Raw genomic sequence first — 17,955 nt, forward strand, 5'->3', positions numbered from 1 at the left:
GGTGTTCTGTGGCTTTGATACCAGAGTCAGCGATGAAGCGGAATGGGCTGCCTTCTTTCAAAGAAGCGGCACCGGCTTGTACAGAAGCTGCTTTCCAGAATTTGGAACGGGCATCTGTGGCTTGGCCGGACAGTTTGACTTGATCAATGATTTTGGTAATGAGGATGTACCAGCTGCCCATGGACATGATGACCATGATGATGAGTGTGCCTTTGGCAACGAAGTCACCGGTTTTCCAGAGAGCATCGAGACCGTATGGGTTGTCTACCATTTCTTTGGCAGCTGCTGGTGCTGCTGGGGCGCCAGCGTCAGCTGGAGCGGCTGGTGCCGGGGCTGCGTCAGCAGCAGGTGCTGGTGCCGGGGCAGCAGCGGAGGCAGCTGCAGAGGCGGATTCCTGTGCAGAAACAGGGGCGACGGCAACGGCGGCTGTCAAGGCCAGGAGTGTTGCAGCCAGGAATGCGGAGAAACGGGTTTTCATTGAGGTGCTTCCTTTTAACAAAATAAGGTTGGTATTGCTTACTGCTGTTTTTATGTATTACTTATGTATTACTTGGTTTGTTTGTTGCCTGGTACTTATCTTTTACGAATCGATCTGAACCATCTCTTGCTTCATTTTCTTGGGTAGAGCAGTCTGGTAGATCAACTGCTCTTGCCTGGGATTCCTGATTACTCGAGCTTCCATACATACTGGACTTTGGCCCAGGTCTGTTGTGGTTTGCCATCGACGGTACCTGGTTTGTTTTTGCAGGAACCTGACATCAACTGGGATTTAACCGCATTGTCGAGACCGCGGAATCCACTGGATTTGTCGATCTTGACGTCGGCCACTGTACCATCTGCGCCGATCAATACGGACAACAGGACGGTGCCGGTTTCTTCATTGCGCAGGGAGGCGCGTGGATATTCCGGTTTGCATCCACCGACGTTGAAGTCGATCACGCCTGGTATGGTGACCGGGCCTGTGGCCTTGGCTTCTGTCGGTGCCGCTACCACTGGCGGGGCCTTGTTCAAGGTCGGGTTATCTGGCTTGACATTGGAGACCGCAGTAATCGCTGGCGTTTGTTGTGGCTGTGGCTGTACCTGGACTTCCGGTGGCGGAATGAACGGTGGCGGCGGGGCCAACAATTTCGGTGGCGGTGGTGGCGGTGTGTCTGGTGGCGGTGGTGGCGGCTTCACTTCTTCTACCAGCTTGACCTCTGCTGGTTTGATCACCACTTCCATCGCTTTGCGCGCCAATCCAGATACCAGGGCATATACCACCAGTACGTGAAATGCGATAACCAGCCCCAAGCCTATAAACTTCTTCCCCGGCTCTTGCTGGCGATTTGAAAAATCCATTCCGGCTGTCTCCTCGATCTTAGAATATGAAGGCGGTAATAATAACCGCTGTTGGTGTTAAATTTGCGTTTCTTGACTGAAAACTTTTCATATTTTTTGTAGCAAGCATATGAATCCCTGTCTTAAATAATCTGTACTGCCTGATTTGTACCCTGTCTAGCGAAATTTCCTTGTGTATTTCAATGTCAAAACAGTCAAGCAATAAGCAATATCTGAACCATGTATAAGGTCAGCTTTTGCATCAATAAGGCATCTGTATGGAAGAACTTTGCACTGCATAATCCCTGTTGCGCACTAAAACCAAGATTGCACTCATGAAGCTGTGCTCCAAAAAAGATCTTGCTGCCTTGCACTTGCCTTCCTATTGTCCTACAAAGACCACCGCACTCAGAGCGGGAATCGTAAATCGCCCACTGATACTCTCATACTTCGCTTCTGCTGCCACACGTTTATCTGCTGCTTGTGTAAGCAAATGTGTGGGGTGCAATTGATAGCTGCGCTGGCTTTGTCCTTCTAGGGTTAATGATTGCGTCTGTGAGCTGATATTGATGAAATACATGACAGAATCAAAGTTCGCCCCTGCCAATTGCCTGCCATCCAGATGCGCTGCGATCAGTAAGGGGTTTTGCGCGGGACCGGTATTATAAAAATGCAGGCGCTGTGCAATATCAGACGCAGTCGATAATCTGAACAGGCTGGAGCTGGCCCTGATCTGCAATAAATCACGGAATTGATCGCGACTATAGGCAATATCTGCGCGGGTCGGTTTAATATTCGCCTGTTTCAGTACCGCCTTGATGTAAGGGTAAAACTGGGCATTGTCTTTTTCTGGTGGCAGGCCCGTCGCAAAATAATTGTCGCCATAGCTCCAGTCCAGCCGGTTAAACCAGTCACCGGAATTGAAGCTATTGCTGTCCATGGACTTGGAGCGCAGGATATCGACACCCGCATGGTAGTAGGCCACGCCCTGGCTGAACGCTGTTGTTGCCAGGGCCAGAGCCTGAATGCGGGCGCGGTCTGCGCTGCTGGTGTCCAGCGGCAGGCGATAGGCATTGATGTCGAACAGGGTCTGGTTGTCGTGGTTCTCTACATAGTTGACGACTTCGCCAGGCTGGCTGGCATAGCCTGCAGGCTGACCAGCATAATCGATGTCCTGTAATTGCCTGGTCTTGCCATCAAAGGTTTGCATGCTGAAGTTGCGTACTGAGCCTGCCAGGCCCAGCCTGAGCATGTCGGCCGCGCGCAAAAGATCCTGCTGTGGCATGGCCTTGTCTGCCAGGGTGTTTGGCATATAAACCAAACCATTGATGTAACCCTGGTTTTTGACTATGCCTACGCCTGCATCGCCATGGCCGCCGCCGCGTATGGCATCGCGGGCACGGTCGCTGAAGCTGCCTATGCCGCTGCCATTCAGTGACAACTGCGATGCCTGGACAAAGCGCTTGCCGTCGGCAATTTCTCCAAAATTCCAGCCTTCTCCGAGGAACTGGATCTGGCGTCCGGTTTCTCGCAACAGCCTGGCTTGCATGTCTTCCATCACCTGTCTGGGTTGGTGTCCCATCAAGTCAAAACGGAAAGAGTCTATTTTGTAATGCTGCGTCCACAACAGTACAGAATCACTCATCAGCTTGGCCATCATGAGATTTTCTGTTGCGGTATTGTCGCAGCAGGTGGAGCGTTCTATTTGTCCGAGCTGGTTCAGGCGCTGATAGTAGCCGGGGATGATGCGGTCCAATACTGAGTAGGCAGTTTGTCCAGCCCCTGCAGTATGGTTGTAAACCACGTCCATGCCCACGCGCAAACCGGCATTGTGCAAGGCCATGACCATTTTTCTGAATTCCATGATGCGCCTGGCCCCATCGCTGGCATCAGTGGCATAGCTACCCTCGGGCGCATTATAGTGATAGGGTTCGTAACCCCAGTTATAACAATCCTTGTCGGCATATTGCGTAGCGATTTTTTGTTGCTCTTCGCCATCTGCCTTGCCCTTGATGATGGGTGTCTGGCAGTCTGCTTCAGGTACGGTGGCAAAGTCAAAGACAGGGAGCAAATGTATGTCCGTCATGCCCGCTGCACTCAGAGCCTGCAAGTGCTTCATGCCGTTTGAATGGGCTTCGCTAAAAGCCAGGTATTTGCCGCGCCAGGCTGGTCTCACCGTTGCATCATTGATGGAAAAATCCCGTACATGCAATTCATAGACTTGCATGTCAGTTTGATTTTTTACTTTGGTATTTGGCGTTTGCTCGTCCCAGCCCAGGGGTTTTAATTTGCTGAAAGACAGGTCAGCGATGTAACTGCGCTTTGAATCTGTCGTCAGGCTGATGGAGTAGGGATCGGTAACGCGATTGCGCACCAGGCCCCTGCCGGGTACGTAAACATCGACCAGGTAGGTGTAATACTTGCCGGATAAATCCACCTTGACACTGGTGTTCCAGCTGCCAGTATCGGCATCGGATTGCATGGGCAGTATGCTGGTAGATTTGGCTTTGCCATCTGGATACAGGCAAATCGAAACACGTTGCGCCGTCGGTGCCCAGACGCGGAATCGTGTCTGCGTTTTATTGGTAACTGCTGCCTTGCGAATGTTGGCGCCGTAATCATTGAGGCTGCCTGCTGTCTTGTATAAGTCATCGAGCGCTCCGGCAATTTGCAGGCCGGTGTAATCGATAACCCGGCCTTCATTATCTTCTGCGACGATTATTACTTGTGATTGCTGCAATGAACGCAATTGTTGCAAACTGATATGTGCAAGCTCATATACTTTTCCCGGTTCAGTATAGGTAAAGCGTTTTGCAATATCGGTGTCGAGTGTCGCGTCCGATCCGGTCAGTGCAATCACTTCATCAAAGCCGCTTGGTTTGTTGCCCTTGCTGAGTTTGAGTTGTCCTGTCCTGGAGATGTATAGCCTGACTTTGTTGTCTGTTGCCCGGCCAGGCCAGCGTATCAGTTTGTTGGAAAGCCAATAGGCGCGCGCGTCTGTGGTTGGCATGGCGGCTGGCGATAATGTGCTTTCAAACGGACCTGCATTGCATGCAGCAAGGCCTGCGTCTGGCGCATTGCTGGCGACAGCATGGCTGCCACAAGTTGTGGCACAAGTCGTGAGTACGCACGCCATTAAAAAGCTGCCGCAGCTTTTTGCCCGTGCAGTAGTTTGTTCAAAAAACAAAACAGTCTCCTGGGTAAAACAAGCTTCTTTACTCTGATTGTAGATATGTTTGAATCGCAAAAGTAGTGTGACTACATAAATAAAATCAAGTTTACGGCTGGTTTTACCGGTTTTATTGTGGCTAAAGTCAACTTCGCGCCAATATTTTTTCAAATTTTAACCTAATAATCGCAAATTTGTTAGACATGAGGTGTTGATGTATGTAGTATTGCTACATAAAATCTGATGGCGACCTGTTTTCTTATTTCGGCCCCGCTCAGGCGCAAAAAATATGAATGGTGAGATGTTGAGTAATAATCAAAAAAAATCATGCAATGCAGCTCCGCGCTTGCTGGCTGACATAGGTGGCACCAATGCGCGTTTCGCACTGGAAATGCAGAGCCACGAATTTACTGCCATTGCTGTATTGCCATGCAATGCCTATCCTGACTTGCAGTCTGCCATCGCCGCCTATTTATCGAGTCCTGAAGTGCTGGCTGTATGCCAGTCGCCGGTAAAAAATGCGGCTATCGCCATTGCCAATCCTGTCGATGGTGATGTGGTGCGCATGACCAACCACCACTGGACTTTCTCCATAGCCGCTTTACAGCAGGCGGCGGGGTTTGACAATCTGGTAGTCGTCAATGATTTCACTGCACTGGCAATGGCCTTGCCACATCTGGCCGCTCATGAGCGTGTGCAGATAGGTGGTGGCCAGGCTCAGGCTGACCGCGCCATAGGTTTGATCGGTCCCGGTACTGGTCTGGGTGTGTCTGGCATCATTCCATCTGGCGGGCATTGGGTAGCATTGTCCAGCGAAGGGGGGCATGTGAGTTTTTCTCCCAGCAATGAGATAGAGGTAGAAATCCTGCGCGAGGTCTGGAAAGAATATTCGCATGTCTCTGCCGAAAGATTGATCTCAGGCATGGGTCTGGAATTGATGTACCGCATCCTGGCGCAAATGGATAAACAAGCCGATACTGAAGAAATGAACGCGGCCGACATTACCCGTCGTGCACTTGATGGCAGTTGCATCATCTGCACCCGTACTGTGGACTATTTTTGTGCGATGCTGGGTACCATCGCCGGCAACCTGGCCATGACCCTTGGTGCGACTGGTGGCGTATATATAGGTGGCGGCATCGTGCCACGCCTGGGTGAATTTTTTGCGCAATCAGCATTTCGCCAGCGCTTTGAAGCGAAAGGCCGTTTTGCAGATTATTTGGCACAAATACCGACTTATCTGATCACGGCAGAGTATCCCGCATTTTTGGGTGTGTCTGCGATATTGAATGAACGACTGTCCTTGTCAGACTGTGTCGCCTAAAATTTGAAAAGACCTTTCACCACAGAGGCACAGAGGTAACACTGAGGAAAAATTTTATTTAATCAGATTAAATAAATACTTCTTCTTTACGTTTCACATGATTGCTCTCTTTGATCTTCTCTGTGTCTCTGTGCCTCTGTGTTGAGAGGTCTTGATCTAGTGGTTAAAACGAAATTACAAATCCATGAATAATTCTTTGGCAGTGCAAGCAAATGACTGGTGGCGTGATGCCGTGATTTACCAGGTCTATCCGCGCAGTTTTTCAGACAGCAATGGCGATGGCATAGGTGACTTGCCTGGCATTACTTCCAAACTTGATTACATCGCCAGCCTGGGCGTCGATATCGTCTGGATTTCGCCTTTTTTCACTTCGCCGATGAAGGACTTTGGTTACGACGTGGCAGATTATTGTGATGTCGATCCCATCTTTGGCACGCTGGCTGATTTTGATGTCTTGCTCAAGCGCGCGCATGAACTGGGTTTGAAGATCATGATAGACCAGGTCTTGTCGCACTGTTCGGAAGTGCACCCCTGGTTCGTCGAAAGCCGCAAGAACCGTGACAACCCCAAGGCCGACTGGTATGTGTGGGCCAATCCCAAGGCAGACGGTTCACCGCCGAATAACTGGCTGTCTGTGTTTGGTGGTTCTGCCTGGCAGTGGGATGCACGCCGTCGTCAATACTATATGCATAATTTCCTGGTCAGCCAGCCTGACCTGAATTTCCACCATCCTGAAGTGCAGCAGGCGCATCTCGATAATATGCGTTTCTGGCTGCAGCGTGGTGTAGATGGTTTTCGTCTCGACGCCTGCAATTTCTATTTCCATGACCAGGCTTTGCGGGATAATCCACCCAGTCAGGTGCGCGATAACAAGACCGTGCAGGACAATAATCCCTATGGCATGCAGGCGCATATCCACGACAAGACGCAGCCAGAGAATCTGGCCTTCCTGGAAAAAATTCGCAGCTTGTTGAATGAATATGGCGCGATCGCCATCGGTGAAGTCGGGGCCGATGATTCGCTGGCCGTGATGGCAGATTACACCGCCGATGGCAATAAATTACAGATGGCCTATAGCTTCAATTTGCTGACGGCGACGTACTCTGCTGCCTACATACGCCAGCAAGTGGAGGAATACGAAGCGCGCGTCAAGGGTGGCTGGGTATCCTGGTCTGTGGGTAACCATGATTCTGTGCGCGTCATGACACGCTGGGGTGGGCCAGAGGCAACACCGCAATTTGCCAAAATGCTGCTGGCCATGCAAATGACCTTGAAAGGCACGCCATGTCTGTATCAAGGGGATGAGCTGGCGCTGACGGAAGCCGACATCGCCTATGAAGATATACAAGACCCGTACGGCATTACTTTCTGGCCAGAATTCAAGGGCCGCGACGGTTGCCGCACGCCCATGCCTTGGCAGGCAGATCAGGTAAATGCCGGTTTCAGTTCTGGCAAACCATGGTTGCCGGTTCCGGCGGAGCATGCTGCCCATGCAGTTTCTGCGCAAGATCAGGAAGATCAGTCTGTCTTGAATTTTGCCCGCCATATCCTGGCCTGGCGCAAGAAATACCCGCAGCTTAGCAGAGGCGAGATCAGTTTCTTCGATGCCCCTGAACCTGTATTGGCGATACGTCGTGACCTGGCTGGCAGCGATAGTCTGCTGGCGGCATTCAACCTCGGGAGCCAGCCTGTCAGTTTCAACTGGCCTGCAACTCAGAATGCCGCACAATTGAAGGACACTGGCTTGCCGGGACAAGTCACCGATGGTCTTGTGGAATTACCAGCCTACGGTGCATGGTTTGGTGAGCTAATGAAGTAAATGTTTTGCAGAGCGCTTGACAGGGCTGCATGCTGACCGTGCAGCCCTTTTTTTGGGCAGCGCAAATCTGCAACAGCTAGGCAAGTGTTTGTGTATCAATAGAAAATTGCTTGCGATAATTGCCGGGACTGTTCGCAACGATGCGGCGGAAATGGCGGCGCAGGGATTCTTCTGAACCAAAGCCTGCCAGCTCGGCGACCTGCGGCAAGCTGCTTGCTGGTGACTCCAGCAATTCCTTGGCGATGGCAACGCGTTCACATATCAGCCATTCACCCGGCGCCATGCCTGTGCTGTCTTTGAAATGACGTTGCAGCGTGCGGGTACTCATGGCTGCTTTCTTGGCCATTGAGGCCAGATTATGTGGCAGGGCAGGGTTGGACCTGACCCAGTCCATTAACTTGGCCAGACGTGCATGTTCATCTGCGGGCATGGGGCGTGGTACAAACTGTGCCTGCCCACCTTCGCGATGCGGCGGTACCACAAGGCGTTGCGCGACCATATTGGCGACTTTCGCACCATAATCCTTGCGCACCAGATGCAGCAACATGTCCAACCCGGCGGCAGAACCTGCCGAAGTCATGATCTGCCCCTGATCTACATACAAGGCATTTGCCTGCACTGTGATTTCTGGATAACGTCTCAGCAGTTTTTCGGCATAGCGCCAGTGCGTAGTGACGGTTTTGCCATCGAGTATGCCAGCTGCAGCGAGGATGAATACGCCAGAGCAGATAGTGCAGATACGCGCACCACGCGCATGTGCGAGGCGGATTTTTTCCAGCAAAGCTGGCGGTGGCATTTCATCAGCATCACGCCAGCCAGGGATGATGATAGTGTCGGCCTGATCCAGCATGTCCAGACCATATGGCACTTCTACCGTGATACCGCCGGCGGCCCGCAACTTGCCGGGTTCCGCAGCGCAGACAGCGAACTCATACCAGTCCACACCCAGTTCCGGACGGTTCAGGGCAAACAGTTCAACCGTGCAGCCAAATTCAAAGGTGCACAATTGATCATAGGCAAGGGCGACAACAAGATGTGGTTTCATGGCGTGATCTTACCGCATCTTTGGATATGCGACATGGTCTGCACTAGCAAACTGTTTATTCACGCAGCCAGTCACGCAATTCATAATACCAATAGGCGCATTGCGCTGCCATCAAGCCCAGGCTGCCAAAAGCGGGTGGCAAGCCGTAGTGATCAAGTCCATGAGGTAAAGCCTGCTTGCGGGCGATTGCCTGCGCCACGACTTCGCCAGCCAGCGTGGTTGGTGCTATGCCATGGCCGCCAAAACCCATGGCATACCAGATACCGTCAGGCAGGCAGCCAATTTGTGGCATCTTGTGCTGGGCATAGCTCATCAGGCCGCTCCAGGCATATTCGACCTTTGTTCCAGCCAGTTGCGGATACACCTTAAGCATGTCACCGTAAAGCAAATCAGCGACTTCGGCGGGCTGCCTGTCACGTATGGAAATACGCCCGCCCCAGAGCAGGCGGCTGTCTGCCAGCGGCCGGTAATAATCAAAGGCAAAGCGGGTATCATAAACCGCAGCGCTGGTTTGCATCGCGCTTGCCAGTTTGTCGCCCAGTTTTTCAGTCGCCATGACATAGGTGGCGATAGGCAGTACCGAGCGCCCCAATTGTGGATAAAGTTTTTCTATATAGCCACCACAACAGACGACTACGTGTTGTGCCTTCACCGAGCCATTTGCAGTACGTACGATCTTTTCAGCACTACCAGCATCAATCGTGCTTACGCGGCTATGCTCATGGATACGCACGGCCCCGGAGCTCAAAACCCTGGCCATCGCCTGGGCATATTTCAGCGGGTGAAAATGAAATGCATTCTGCTCATGCAGGGCACCAAAATACCGCTCGGTATGCAACACGGCACGGGTCTGTTCCCGTGACCACGGTGTCCAGTCGACTTCAAATTCGCGCAGCATGAAATCTCTTTGTTGCTGGAGTTTTTTTGCATCATCAAACCAGTTGGCGAGCAAGACGCCGTTGTCGTCGATGTCGCACTCCATCTGATGTTGCGTGATGCGTTGCCGTATCAGAGCAACTGCATCCAGCGTCAGTTGATACAGCTTGCGTGCATGCTCAAGTCCAACTTGTTTGATCAGGCTTGCATTGTCGAGGCTGAAACCGCCAAACACAAAACCACCGTTGCGGCCTGATGCACCGTGGCCTATCACTTCCGCTTCCAGCAAGGCGATATTGCTGACTCCACGCTCTAGCAATCCCATTGCCGTTGCCAGGCCAGCAAAACCACCTCCTATGATGCAGACTTCGCAATCAAGGTTTTCTTGCAGAGATGGGTAGTCAATAGCCGCAGTATTTGCCTGATAAAAGGTTTGCTGTAAATTTTCTTGGAGGATCATAAGCGCTTGCAGCGACAGAAAAGCCGTCAAATTACACGCAATAGCAGTGGCAAGGCAAGCATGAACTCTTATCTGTCCCTTGTTTACTTTTGCTTGGTGGGCAATTACACTGAGTTGCTAACTTTCTTTCAAATCCTTTGCACATTGCTGGCAATCTGCATCAGCAGCGCGCTGAACAGACCTGCGGGCTCGTGGGGATTTATGAAAACTCAATATTATTTTCCTGGTTGATCACATGCGTAAATTGCCAGCATCTTATGCAGGATTTGTCATGCCCTTGCTGTTATCCATACTGATGACCTTTATCGTTTCTTTCATCAGTACCTTGCGTAGTGTCGGCCTGGTAGATCACTTCCTGCAAATCTGGATGGGTTCCTGGGCATTGTCGTGGGTGTTTGCTTTCCCCGCTTTGTTGCTGGTTTTACCTTTGGTCAGGCGTATCACCAGCATGCTGGTTGAGGCTCCGCGCTAAGCCATGGCTGGTTTTGTTGCACAACTCTGCTAGCCTGAGTCAGCTGGAAATAGAAGGAAAATAGCAGCCAGGTAGAAACATCTGCTTACAAGTAATTACGATTTATCACGTACAAATCATTGTGAATTTTATATTATTACTTTTTGTAAATATATCATTTTGATGATGCATGAATTTTCATTCATTGTCGTCATTCGCAACAATGAACACCGCATTTATACAAGTAGTAAAAGACCGCAAACTTGCCCATGACTTGAGGCAGGTTGCAGATGATTTTGAAATTCTCGATTTTTTCAAGCAATACGGTAGTTGCTGTTTCGTGATGTCTGCCATGTTGGCGCACATACTGTCAAAAAAAGGCTATGCCGCCAGAGTCCAGGGATGCTATGCCGAAATCATGCAAAATAACGGTGTTTTTTACATAGGCTACAAGGGTTTTGCGCATGAGCAGCAAAAGGAAGGTCATGCTGTCTGCATAGTCGATGAACAATATCTTATCGATTTTGGACTGGGAACTTTAAGAAAGTTTTATGCCGAGGATTTCAGCCACGCGCTGGCCTGCGAAATTTTGGGCGACAATCCGGTGCTGGGTCATCTTGAGCTGGGTAGTGGCGCGATAATGACATGGCGTACAGATTGGATTTCACCCATGGTGAGCACAGAACTGGAACACCAGCTTGCAACAGTTGAGCGTGTATTAAGTGGCTATGACGACTTCCAGAAAAACCGCATGGCCTATCTGGTCAAGAAATTATTTGCCGGGCCAAATCTTCCCTTGACGCCTCCTGCCTTGTTGAGCAGAGTCACTGCCAAGCCGCAGCTACCGTTAAAAACGAAAAAAAGTGAATTGCCTGCCGCGCGCGAGTAAGTGGATTTTTAAGTGAATTTTAAAGTAGATTACTAAGCGGATTTTTAAGCGGATTCTAAAGCAGATTATTCAACGGATTTTCCAACAGACTTTTTCACCGCCAAAGCCTTGCTTTCTTTTTTCAGGGACTTGGATACAGGGCACACTGCCTGCATGAAACTAGCCAGCGTATTTGCCAGATTGTCCCCCTGCAAACGATAGAAAACAAATTGCCCGCGCTTGTCACTGGCAATCAATCCTGCTGATTCCAGTATGCGCAAATGCTTGGACAAGGACGGTTTGGTCATCTCGAAACGCGCAGCAATTTCCCCGGCAGACAATTCTGTCTCCGATAAATAAGCCAGAATCTTCCGGCGTGGCGTCGACGCCAGGGCTTCAAATACTTTTTCCATAATTAGCAAGAACTGTTGATGACTCATCTTAGCACTTTAGCCGGTAATCGTGAAGTTAATTAGATAATTAGACATTTAGCTAAATAAGGTATATGCTTGAATCGTGAACTGAATAAAGGCAGACAGGTATCATGGAAACTGACAAAGACATTGCAGGCAGCACGACGGTCTATTACAACAGTGCCTGCCCTGTATGTGATGCTGGCATACGCGATCAGCGTGGGCGTATGCAGACTTGCAAGATCAACTGGGTAGATGTGCATACTGACCCTAATGCAGTAAAGGAAATCAACAGCGAGCTGGAAACCGTACGCGAGCGCCTGCATGTGCGCAATGCCAATGGCGAACTACTGACGGGTGAGCAGGCATTGGCTGCCTTGTGGTCGCAAACTAGTGGCCGTCGCTGGCTGGCCTGGCTGACACTAAGGCTGAGTTTTTTGACGCGGCCACTGTATAACTTCATCGCCAGACACCTGTACCGCTGGAACCGCAGGCGCGGTCACTGGTAAGACCCTGATTCGATTATCATCAATCAATAGAGAATGTCATGAGCACAATTCGTACGATAGCAAGCAATGCTGACCCAGCCGAACTGGCACGTTTCAATAGCCTGGCAAGCCGCTGGTGGGATGAGAATTCAGAATTCAAACCCTTGCACAGAATTAATCCACACCGGCTGGCATGGATAGACCGCCTGGTTCAACTGCCAGGCAAGCAGGTGCTGGATGTGGGTTGTGGCGGCGGCATTTTGGCAGAGTCCATGGCGCGCAAGGGTGCCAAAGTCACAGGCATAGACCTGGCTGATAAACCCTTGCAAATCGCCGAGTGGCATGCGCAAGGCCAGGACGTGGATGTGCATTATGCCAAAAGCAGTGCCGAGGCATGGGCCGCGCAACATGTTGGACATTACGATGTCATTACCTGCATGGAAATGCTGGAGCATGTGCCATCTCCCGCTGCTGTCATCCAGGCCTGTGCAGAGATGGTCAAACCTGGTGGCTGGGTATTTTTCTCAACGATCAACCGCAATCCCCTTAGTTATGCGCTGGCGATTGTGGGGATGGAGTATCTCATGCGCATCCTACCGCGAGGTACGCATCAATATGCGCGATTTATCAAACCAGCCGAATTGCTCGCCATGGCAACCGCCGGTGGCCTGGTCTTGCAGGACCAGCATGGCCTCGGCTATAACCCGCTGACCCAGCGCTTTCGCCTGCATGGTTTCATGGGAGTAGGCTATCTGCTGGCGATGCAGAAGCCATTGCAGGTACAAGTTCCAGCAAACCAGAGTAGCTGAGCAGCAAGCCCAGGCCAGGCATGACAAAGCCTACATAAAAACGATAGCGGCCATCTTCTATGCCTTTATAGGCCTGCGATTGCGGAAACAGCTTCACAGGCAAGGGTATGCCATGCAGATGCGCCGCAAGAACGCGCCAGCTCCAGCCGCCGCCTTCAAGAATATCTACCGTCAGGCGGAAATGCATCAGTCCTGTGCTCTCTTGCCAATAAGCATGTGGATACTGGCCATGCGGTGCAAACACAGTGACCAGTTTTTCTACCTTGCCATCCGGCGCAATGAATTCTCTGGCCCAAATCAATTTCCCTGGCGCATGACTGATACTGACCTTGTAGCCTGAGCGGGCGTGTTTGGTCGGCACGCCTAGCTTCTTTGCCAGCCTGCGTCCCAGAAAGCCAGCCAGACCCTTGCCCAGCTTGATATCTATCTCGCCTTGCAGCGTACCGCCATGGATATGGATTTGCTGCAGTAGAGGATGCAAATTATTGAAAGACTCACCAAACCACTCCTGGGCCGGGGTAAGAGGGGGACTCGGCATCGTGGTTTCTGTAGTCATGCGTGCCATTGTAATGCTGCAAACCAAGCCTGCAGAGTAAGCCAGAAAAATAAAAAAGTATCGCTGACACTGTTCGGTATGGCTCTGATTTATTTTGATTGCGGAGGAACAGTAAAATGCCTGACCCACAGGTAAAAACAGGCTTGTGCTTCTTTTTTACAGCACATGGCATTAAAATCCCGCACCAGACACATATTTCGCTGATGCGCACACCATATATGGAAATGGCGGGCGCAGTGATCACAGAGTACAAATAAGCAAGTACAAAAAAATAAGTACAAATAAGCAAGCACAAGAGAAAGTACAAAACATGGTTTTTAGTACGGTTAGTTTTTTATTTTATTTTTTACCGATCTTTCTCGTCTTGTATTTTGCATTGCCGTTTCGTCATATCCGCAATATTGTCTTGCTGCTCGCCAGCCTGATATTTTATGCCTGGGGCGAACCTAAGAACCTGCCCTTATTATTGATTTCCATCTTGCTCAATTATCTGTGCGGGCTGGGCATGGGCCGGGCGCAGGAAAAAGGTGGCACAGGAAAATCCATCTTCATCGCAGGCATAGCTTTTAATCTGCTCTTACTGGTCTACTTCAAATATTTCAATTTTGCGCTGGATAGTCTGTATGCAGTGCTGAATGGTGTGGGCATCGCCATGCCCATGGCAGAGGCAGTCACGCTGCCGCTGGGTATTTCTTTCTTTTCCTTCCATGCGATTTCTTATCTGGTGGATGTCTATCGCAAGAAAACGGCGCATGAAAAGAATCTGTTTGCCCTTGCCATGTATATCACCATGTTCCCGCAACTGATTGCCGGGCCCATTATCCGTTTCTCTACCATCGCCAGGCAATTACACCAGCGTCACCATACTGTGCGCAGGGTGGAACTGGGTATCAAGATTTTTATTCTCGGTCTCGCGCAAAAAGTCTTGATCGCCAATAGTGTGGCCTTGCCTGCTGACCAGATATTTTCACTGGCACCAGAGACTTTGGGGCTGGCCAGCGCCTGGCTGGGCATCACCTGCTATACCCTGCAAATCTATTTTGATTTCTTTGGTTATTCGAATATGGCGATAGGCCTGGGCCTGGTCACTGGCTTTACGTTTCCGCGCAATTTCAATTATCCCTATGTCGCGCAATCCATCACCGAGTTCTGGCAACGCTGGCATCTGAGCCTGTCTCGCTGGTTCCGTGATTATCTGTATATACCTCTTGGCGGTAACCGTGGCTCCAGTCTTGCGACTTACCGCAATCTGTTTATCGTGTTTTTCCTGTGCGGGCTCTGGCACGGCGCCAGTTGGACCTTTGTGGCCTGGGGCCTGTATCACGGCGTTTTTTTGGTATTGGAACGTAGCGGCCTGCAAAAAGTACTAGCAGCCTTGCCCAGAGCATGCAGACATGTGTATACGATACTGGTGGTGATGGTGGGCTGGGTGTTTTTCCGTTGCGACAGTTTTGCCCAGGCCCTGCATTACCTGCAGGCCATGGCAGGCGGCATGCCCGCAGACAATGCGGTCGCCCCCGTCATGAGTTTTATGAATGGCACGGTCGTCACGGCTCTGTGCATAGGTATCCTGGTTTCTACTCCCATCGTGCAGGCACTGAATAAACCACTGGCAGCCGTCAGGGTGGCCGCGCCCGTTCTGAGCCTGATGCTGTTTGTCTTGTCGGCAGTCAGCCTGGCGACCGGGGCTTACAATCCTTTTATTTATTTCCGTTTTTGAGACTGGAAGCTAAAGATGAAACCATCCAGTCCAGCCACATCATCCACTACCTATAAAAAGCGATTTTATAGCAGGGTAATCTTTATCTTTGCTTTCTTTGGCCTGTTGATACTGCCAGCCCTCATTCACCTGAGTGGCAAATGGCAGGGTAGCAACACGGAAAATCGCGTGCTGGCAAGCGCACCGGTATTGCCGGCGAACATGGCAGATGTGTTGAAATTCCCATCCGTGGCAGATGCCTATCTGAACGATCACTTTGGTCTCAGGAGTCAACTGGTCGCATGGAATAACGGCCTGCGTTATCACCTGCTCCGGGATATTAATGCCGTGCAACTGACTGCAGGCAAAGATGGATATATCTTCTTTAACTCCCATGCTGCCAATACACCTTTGGGCATGGTGCACTTCCTGTGCGGTAAAAATGTGAGTGCGCAAGACCGTGCCGGCATGGTGGAAACTGCATCCGGCTTCATGCAAACCGCCTTGCAGACCAAGGCCGATAGTTACTTGCTCATGGTGCCTACCAAACCCATCGTCTATGCAGAGAAAATGCCGGACTGGTTGCAAAGCCAGTGCCAGTTATATACCCCCACCTTGCCAGGCGTGATTGCCAGTCTTGATCAAAAACCAGGCCTGACAGGCAGAGTGATCTATCCCCTGTCAGAGATGCTGGCGCTCAAGGCCAAAACCGAAGTGTATCCAAAAAATACTTTTCACTGGACAGGCATGGGCCCGCAAGCCTTGGCGCAATGGCTGTCTGAAAAATATTTTAAACATCCGAGGTTGATTACCTTATCTGGCCAGTTGCATGACCGGCCCTCAGACATACAGCAATTCTTGCCTGGCGTCACACTGAATGTGCCAACCCGTGAGCCTGATTACGCCGTGGCAGACATTATTGCTTGTGCTGGAGTTGCCTGCTTCCCTGAATGGAAGGGTGTCGCTGCCTCCTTGGGCGATGTCAGCCGTTACCGGCATGATAAAAAACAGGGGCCCAGACTATTACTGATCTCGGATTCTTTTGGGCATGGCGTCGCTGGTTTTTTTGCCGAATACTATGGCGAGGTCTGGCACCTGTCCATGAATAATATCAATCTGCTGACAGAGGCTGAGCGGGCCAGTTTGAAGAAACTTGTTTTTGAAGATTTTGCACCTGATCAGGTGCTCTATGTATTTCACGATGCTGCCATCTCTTATTTTGAGAGAGCACCAGCTCAACTTTTGAACGCAAAAAGATAAAAATTCTCAGCTTTGGCCGGGTCATATTGCAAGGCAATGCAGGGCAGGTGGAAAACTCTTGCCTGCCTGCATTTCCTTAAGTCCTACAAACTCGCAGTCCAGCGTCCTATATCTGGCAGCCATAGCCGCTGCTACGATACATCCCATGCCTGAACGATAAAAATCACTCTCAAAGACTGGCGGGTAACACTGAAGGTCACAGACAGTTGATATTGTAAGTGCAGGCATCTATAGCAACTTTTCCGTCTGGCATATAAACAAGTGAAATCCTAATCAAGGAGTATAAAAATGAATAACTTCGTAAAAAAAATCACTGGCATTTTTCTGGCAAGCATGATGGTTTTGATGGTCGGTTGTGCTTCAACTGCAAAGCAGGAAAGCACCGGCGAATACATAGATGACACGCTCATCACGACTAAAGTGAAAGCCGCCATCGTCAATGAGCCAACATTGAAAGCAAGTGAAATCAATGTTGAGACTTATAAAGGCATAGTCCAGTTGAGTGGCTTCGTTGCTGATCCAGCTTCTTCCAGCAAGGCCGTCAGTGTGACGAGTGAAGTCAAAGGCGTTAAATCGGTCAAAAACGATATACGCGTTAAATAAATAGGCCATCTGGTCATCAGGTCACGGGTTCTGCGCAGCTTTGCTCAAAGCCCGGTCTTGATGGTGATCAATGGTGATTATTGGTAGTCGTTACAAGTGAACGCTACAGGAGCACAGGACCAGCAGGTCGCAGAAAATTTCAATTCAATCTGCATTTGCTGTTGTTCGATTGCAGGCAATTACGTGACAGCCAGACGTGATTGCCACTTGCTCCGCAAGCAGCTTGGTTAATAACTGGACTGATTGTGGAGTTTTTTTATATGTGTTGCCTAACGCACTGACACAGTGTTTTTCTCAACATAAACTGAATTTACTTTTATCAGGCAATAAGCAGGCAACAATCAGGCAACAATCAGGCAACAATCAGGTAGTACTCAGGTGGTATTCAGGTAATAGCCAAGGCTAATTTGATGCTAATTTTGATGAATACTGAAACTTAGCCTGATACAAGTAATTTTTTGTAGTCCCCCCATTTTATTACAGGAGCTTCATGATGAATTCAGATCAAGTCAAAGGCGCAGCAAAAAAAGTGGCAGGTAAAGTCCAACAAGAAGCAGGCAAGCTGGTCGGTAGCAAAGAACAGCAAGTCAAAGGCGCTGCCAAACAAGTAGAAGGCAGCATGCAAAAAGCAATTGGTAACATCAAGGAATCCCTGAAGGACGAACAGAAGCACTAAGCTACTGTCCGTTTCCCGGGCTTAGGCACCAGTTTGCAGGGTGCTTGAGCCCGGAAATTTTATGTATTTCAGCTTATCTGTAGCATCTCGCAAATCGCTAATTCAATAATCAAAATAATGCA

Annotated in this window: 16 protein-coding genes and 1 pseudogene; 10 read left to right on the forward strand and 7 right to left on the reverse strand. The window is 50.2% G+C overall.

Features of this window, described 5'->3' with window-relative positions:
* The 3 genes and pseudogenes from ACO0LI_RS04110 to ACO0LI_RS04120 form a co-directional block, all read right to left on the reverse strand.
* A pseudogene (locus ACO0LI_RS04110) lies at positions 1-478 on the reverse strand (MotA/TolQ/ExbB proton channel family protein); the annotation flags it as partial.
* A 188-nt stretch (positions 479-666) separates the two neighbouring features.
* Positions 667-1,338, reverse strand: a complete 672-nt coding sequence (locus ACO0LI_RS04115) for an energy transducer TonB (RefSeq protein WP_422951108.1) — start codon at positions 1,336-1,338, stop codon at positions 667-669.
* Between the two features lie 361 nt (positions 1,339-1,699).
* On the reverse strand, positions 1,700-4,504 hold the full coding sequence (locus ACO0LI_RS04120; protein ID WP_423031070.1) for an alpha-1,6-glucosidase domain-containing protein: 2,805 nt from the start codon (positions 4,502-4,504) through the stop codon (positions 1,700-1,702).
* A gap of 283 nt (positions 4,505-4,787) precedes the next feature.
* Here ACO0LI_RS04120 and ACO0LI_RS04125 point away from each other — a divergent pair, with 283 nt between their 5' ends.
* Entirely contained in the window at positions 4,788-5,810 is a 1,023-nt protein-coding gene (locus tag ACO0LI_RS04125) for a glucokinase (protein WP_422953640.1), read from the forward strand.
* Positions 5,811-5,994: 184 nt separating this feature from the next.
* Positions 5,995-7,629 (forward strand): alpha-amylase family glycosyl hydrolase, encoded by a 1,635-nt coding sequence (locus tag ACO0LI_RS04130; RefSeq protein ID WP_423031072.1) that lies wholly within the window; start codon positions 5,995-5,997, stop codon positions 7,627-7,629.
* A gap of 76 nt (positions 7,630-7,705) precedes the next feature.
* On the opposite strand, the gene ftrA is transcribed toward ACO0LI_RS04130, so the two are convergent.
* Both ftrA and ACO0LI_RS04140 read right to left on the reverse strand, forming a co-directional pair.
* Positions 7,706-8,674, reverse strand: coding sequence for a transcriptional regulator FtrA (ftrA, locus tag ACO0LI_RS04135; RefSeq protein ID WP_423031074.1), 969 nt, complete (start codon positions 8,672-8,674; stop codon positions 7,706-7,708).
* 55 nt (positions 8,675-8,729) lie between these two features.
* Positions 8,730-10,010, reverse strand: coding sequence for an NAD(P)/FAD-dependent oxidoreductase (locus ACO0LI_RS04140; protein WP_423031076.1), 1,281 nt, complete (start codon positions 10,008-10,010; stop codon positions 8,730-8,732).
* Between the two features lie 235 nt (positions 10,011-10,245).
* On the opposite strand from ACO0LI_RS04140, the gene ACO0LI_RS04145 reads away from it, so the two are divergent.
* Together ACO0LI_RS04145 and ACO0LI_RS04150 are read left to right on the forward strand one after the other, a co-directional pair.
* Positions 10,246-10,482, forward strand: coding sequence for a DUF2798 domain-containing protein (locus tag ACO0LI_RS04145; RefSeq protein WP_423031078.1), 237 nt, complete (start codon positions 10,246-10,248; stop codon positions 10,480-10,482).
* Positions 10,483-10,684: 202 nt separating this feature from the next.
* Positions 10,685-11,350 carry a hypothetical protein gene (locus ACO0LI_RS04150; protein WP_423031080.1) on the forward strand — a complete coding sequence of 222 codons (666 nt, stop codon included), beginning with the start codon at positions 10,685-10,687 and terminating at the stop codon, positions 11,348-11,350.
* A 65-nt stretch (positions 11,351-11,415) separates the two neighbouring features.
* Here ACO0LI_RS04150 and ACO0LI_RS04155 read toward each other — a convergent pair whose 3' ends face one another.
* Positions 11,416-11,769 (reverse strand): metalloregulator ArsR/SmtB family transcription factor, encoded by a 354-nt coding sequence (locus ACO0LI_RS04155; protein WP_423031082.1) that lies wholly within the window; start codon positions 11,767-11,769, stop codon positions 11,416-11,418.
* A 104-nt stretch (positions 11,770-11,873) separates the two neighbouring features.
* On the opposite strand from ACO0LI_RS04155, the gene ACO0LI_RS04160 reads away from it, so the two are divergent.
* Positions 11,874-12,251 (forward strand): thiol-disulfide oxidoreductase DCC family protein, encoded by a 378-nt coding sequence (locus ACO0LI_RS04160; RefSeq protein ID WP_423031084.1) that lies wholly within the window; start codon positions 11,874-11,876, stop codon positions 12,249-12,251.
* A gap of 38 nt (positions 12,252-12,289) precedes the next feature.
* Positions 12,290-13,039, forward strand: coding sequence for a bifunctional 2-polyprenyl-6-hydroxyphenol methylase/3-demethylubiquinol 3-O-methyltransferase UbiG (ubiG, locus tag ACO0LI_RS04165; protein ID WP_423031086.1), 750 nt, complete (start codon positions 12,290-12,292; stop codon positions 13,037-13,039).
* On the opposite strand, the gene ACO0LI_RS04170 is transcribed toward ubiG, so the two are convergent.
* Positions 12,966-13,595 (reverse strand): DUF4166 domain-containing protein, encoded by a 630-nt coding sequence (locus tag ACO0LI_RS04170; RefSeq protein ID WP_423031088.1) that lies wholly within the window; start codon positions 13,593-13,595, stop codon positions 12,966-12,968. The two genes, ubiG and ACO0LI_RS04170, sit on opposite strands and share 74 nt — an antisense overlap.
* 364 nt (positions 13,596-13,959) lie before the next feature.
* Here ACO0LI_RS04170 and ACO0LI_RS04175 point away from each other — a divergent pair, with 364 nt between their 5' ends.
* The 4 genes from ACO0LI_RS04175 to ACO0LI_RS04190 all read left to right on the forward strand — a co-directional run bounded on the left by ACO0LI_RS04175 (position 13,960) and on the right by ACO0LI_RS04190 (position 17,833).
* Positions 13,960-15,315 (forward strand): MBOAT family O-acyltransferase, encoded by a 1,356-nt coding sequence (locus ACO0LI_RS04175; RefSeq protein ID WP_423031089.1) that lies wholly within the window; start codon positions 13,960-13,962, stop codon positions 15,313-15,315.
* A gap of 15 nt (positions 15,316-15,330) precedes the next feature.
* Positions 15,331-16,554 (forward strand): hypothetical protein, encoded by a 1,224-nt coding sequence (locus tag ACO0LI_RS04180; protein ID WP_423031091.1) that lies wholly within the window; start codon positions 15,331-15,333, stop codon positions 16,552-16,554.
* A 288-nt stretch (positions 16,555-16,842) separates the two neighbouring features.
* Positions 16,843-17,157, forward strand: a complete 315-nt coding sequence (locus tag ACO0LI_RS04185; protein ID WP_422953628.1) for a BON domain-containing protein — start codon at positions 16,843-16,845, stop codon at positions 17,155-17,157.
* Between the two features lie 493 nt (positions 17,158-17,650).
* On the forward strand, positions 17,651-17,833 hold the full coding sequence (locus ACO0LI_RS04190) for a CsbD family protein (RefSeq protein ID WP_422953627.1): 183 nt from the start codon (positions 17,651-17,653) through the stop codon (positions 17,831-17,833).
* The last annotated feature ends 122 nt before the right edge of the window (positions 17,834-17,955 follow it).

The sequence above is a fragment of the Undibacterium sp. Tian12W genome, from assembly GCF_049339405.1.
GTDB lineage: Bacteria > Pseudomonadota > Gammaproteobacteria > Burkholderiales > Burkholderiaceae_D > Undibacterium.

Excerpts from the sequence above, each read along its gene's own strand:
- ACO0LI_RS04115 (WP_422951108.1), bottom strand. The coding sequence starts at position 1,338 with ATGGATTTTTCAAATCGCCAGCAAGAGCCGGGGAAGAAGTTTATAGGC.
- ACO0LI_RS04125 (WP_422953640.1), top strand. The coding sequence starts at position 4,788 with ATGTTGAGTAATAATCAAAAAAAATCATGCAATGCAGCTCCGCGCTTG.
- ACO0LI_RS04130 (WP_423031072.1), top strand. The coding sequence starts at position 5,995 with ATGAATAATTCTTTGGCAGTGCAAGCAAATGACTGGTGGCGTGATGCC.
- ftrA (WP_423031074.1), bottom strand. The coding sequence starts at position 8,674 with ATGAAACCACATCTTGTTGTCGCCCTTGCCTATGATCAATTGTGCACC.
- ACO0LI_RS04140 (WP_423031076.1), bottom strand. The coding sequence starts at position 10,010 with ATGATCCTCCAAGAAAATTTACAGCAAACCTTTTATCAGGCAAATACT.
- ACO0LI_RS04145 (WP_423031078.1), top strand. The coding sequence starts at position 10,246 with ATGCGTAAATTGCCAGCATCTTATGCAGGATTTGTCATGCCCTTGCTG.
- ACO0LI_RS04150 (WP_423031080.1), top strand. The coding sequence starts at position 10,685 with ATGAACACCGCATTTATACAAGTAGTAAAAGACCGCAAACTTGCCCAT.
- ACO0LI_RS04155 (WP_423031082.1), bottom strand. The coding sequence starts at position 11,769 with ATGAGTCATCAACAGTTCTTGCTAATTATGGAAAAAGTATTTGAAGCC.
- ACO0LI_RS04160 (WP_423031084.1), top strand. The coding sequence starts at position 11,874 with ATGGAAACTGACAAAGACATTGCAGGCAGCACGACGGTCTATTACAAC.
- ubiG (WP_423031086.1), top strand. The coding sequence starts at position 12,290 with ATGAGCACAATTCGTACGATAGCAAGCAATGCTGACCCAGCCGAACTG.
- ACO0LI_RS04170 (WP_423031088.1), bottom strand. The coding sequence starts at position 13,595 with ATGACTACAGAAACCACGATGCCGAGTCCCCCTCTTACCCCGGCCCAG.
- ACO0LI_RS04180 (WP_423031091.1), top strand. The coding sequence starts at position 15,331 with ATGAAACCATCCAGTCCAGCCACATCATCCACTACCTATAAAAAGCGA.
- ACO0LI_RS04185 (WP_422953628.1), top strand. The coding sequence starts at position 16,843 with ATGAATAACTTCGTAAAAAAAATCACTGGCATTTTTCTGGCAAGCATG.
- ACO0LI_RS04190 (WP_422953627.1), top strand. The coding sequence starts at position 17,651 with ATGAATTCAGATCAAGTCAAAGGCGCAGCAAAAAAAGTGGCAGGTAAA.